The sequence below is a fragment of the Phenylobacterium sp. genome (genome assembly GCF_031181185.1).
Lineage (GTDB): Bacteria > Pseudomonadota > Alphaproteobacteria > Caulobacterales > Caulobacteraceae > Phenylobacterium.
On the sequence record NZ_JAPSKZ010000319.1, the window covers coordinates 1 to 1,978 of the forward strand.

Consider the following 1,978-nt stretch of genomic DNA (forward strand, 5'->3'; position numbering starts at 1 on the left):
GGGCAGGTCTTCGCCCAGACCCGCCCGAGACGGAGTTCGAGGACATCGCGGCCAAGGTCGCGGTCGCTGCCCTGAAGTTCGCCGACCTCTCGAACTTCCGCGGCACCTCCTACGTCTTCGACCTCGACCGCTTCACCAGCTTCGAAGGCAAGACCGGCCCGTACCTGCTCTACCAGGCCGTTCGCGTGAAATCCCTGCTGCGCAAGGCCGAGGCCGAGGGCGCCGCGGCGGGTCCGGTGAGCGTGACCGAACCGGCCGAGCGCGATCTTGTCCTGACGCTGGACGCATTCGAGGCGGCGCTGCAGGAGGCCTACGACAAGAAGGCGCCGAACGCGGTGGCCGAGCACGCCTACCGTCTCAGCCAGGCCTTCTCCAAGTTCTACGCCGCCTGCCCGATCCTGGTCGCGCCCGAGCCGGTGCGCGGCTCGCGCCTGACGCTCGCCCAGGCGACGCTGAAGCAGCTGGAGCTGGCGCTGGACATCCTCGGCATCAGCGTGCCGGACCGGATGTAGGGCTTAGGCGGCGGGGTCGTCCCGCCGCACCTCTTCCGCCCGCCGCTCGCGCTCGGCGCGTCGCGTCAGCCGCAGCCATAGCAAGGCGGCGAACACCACCACCGCCAGCCCGACCAAGGCGACCAGCCACCAGAACGTCTCGTGTGAAGCCGGCATTCCTGACGCGCCTCCCGTCCTCGCGCGCCATAACGCACGGGAAACGCGTCGGGACTGCGGCGGCGGCGCCTATTCTCCGGCGGCCTTTCCCGCGCGCGCCCGCGCCTGGTCGACCAGCTTGCGGTCGCCGCGCTCCTCGGTGACGGTCAGGGTCATCCGGGTCACCTTCCAGGCGTCGCCCTGCCGCGCGAGTTGGAAGTCATAGCGGCCGACCGGTCGCCACACCTGCTCGCCCAGCCAGTGGCGGCCGTCCACCCGGCTGGTCGCCGTGGCGCGGTCGCCGGTCACCTTCACCTGCAGGTCCGAGATCTCGTGCCAGGTCGCGTCGAAGCCGGGCACGATGCCGCGCCAGGCGGCCATCAGTTCGGCGGGCCGCATCGTCTGCGGCTCGCCGCCCCAAAGGCTGGTGTAGTCGATGACCACCGGGTCGGCGAACAGCGGCTGGATGGCGTCGAAGTTGCGCAGGTCCACGTTGGTCGGGATGCCGAGCGCGATCTGGCGCACCCGCGCCTCGTCCCGGGGATCGGCCGCCGCGGCGCCTGCCGTGAAGACGGCCGCGGCGAGGGCAAGCGTGGGAAGCAGGGACATAGGCATCTCCGGCGCTGAAGCTTTAGCCTGAGTTGGGGCGGCCCAACCGCCGCGGCAAGTCGCTAGCGCCGTGCTTCCGTGGCCATGCGGATGGCGAGCGCCCCCAGGACGGTGCCCATCAGCCAGCGCTGGACGGTGACGAAGCCGGGCCGCCGGGCCAGGAAGATCGAGATCGTGCCGGCCAGGGCGATCATGGTGGCGTTCACGACCACGCTGGCCGCGATCTGGGTGAAGCCCAGCACCAGCGACTGGGTCAGCACCGCCCCGCGCTCCGGGTCGATGAACTGCGGCAGCAGCGACAGGTACAGCACCGCCGCCTTCGGGTTCAGCAGATTGGTCAGGAACCCCATGGCGACCAGCTTGCGCGGCGTGTCCTTGGGCAGCTCCCTCACGTGGAAAGGGGAGCGGCCGCCGGGCTTCAGCGCCTGCCAGGCCAGGTACGCGAGATAGGCCGCGCCCGCGAACCGCAGCACATCGTAGGCCAGCGGCGCGGCCATGAAGATCGCTGAGATCCCCAACGCCGCCGAGAGCATGTAGAGGATGAACGCCAGGGCCGTGCCGATCAGCGAGATCCAGCCCGCCGCCCGGCCCTGGCTGATCGCCCGCGACACCAGGTAGATCATGTTGGGCCCCGGCGTCAGGGCCATGCCGAGGGCGACGAGGGCGAAGGCGAACCAGAGGGCGGGATCGGGCATCGCCTGCAGGTGGCGCCGCGCGCGGCG

The 1,978-nt window shown here is 70.9% G+C and carries 4 protein-coding genes; 1 reads left to right on the top strand and 3 read right to left on the bottom strand.

Annotation, left to right across the window (positions count from 1 at the left end; translation table 11 throughout):
• Positions 1–512: DALR anticodon-binding domain-containing protein (locus RIF93_RS20410; RefSeq protein ID WP_309093270.1), on the top strand; the 512-nt coding region annotated here is incomplete at its 5' end.
• Positions 513–515: 3 nt separating this feature from the next.
• Here RIF93_RS20410 and RIF93_RS20415 read toward each other — a convergent pair.
• From RIF93_RS20415 to RIF93_RS20425, 3 genes are all read right to left on the bottom strand, one after another.
• Entirely contained in the window at positions 516–668 is a 153-nt protein-coding gene (locus tag RIF93_RS20415; RefSeq protein WP_309093271.1) for a hypothetical protein, read from the bottom strand.
• A gap of 69 nt (positions 669–737) precedes the next feature.
• The gene (locus RIF93_RS20420; protein WP_309093272.1) at positions 738–1,256 is read right to left on the bottom strand and encodes a nuclear transport factor 2 family protein; all 519 of its coding nucleotides are present in this window, start codon (positions 1,254–1,256) and stop codon (positions 738–740) included.
• A 62-nt stretch (positions 1,257–1,318) separates the two neighbouring features.
• The coding region (locus RIF93_RS20425) for a LysE family translocator (protein ID WP_309093273.1) at positions 1,319–1,978 on the bottom strand (660 nt) is incomplete at its 5' end.

Bases quoted from the DNA above. Each gene is read 5' to 3' on its own strand.
- RIF93_RS20415 (WP_309093271.1), bottom strand. From the start codon at position 668: ATGCCGGCTTCACACGAGACGTTCTGGTGGCTGGTCGCCTTGGTCGGG.
- RIF93_RS20420 (WP_309093272.1), bottom strand. From the start codon at position 1,256: ATGTCCCTGCTTCCCACGCTTGCCCTCGCCGCGGCCGTCTTCACGGCA.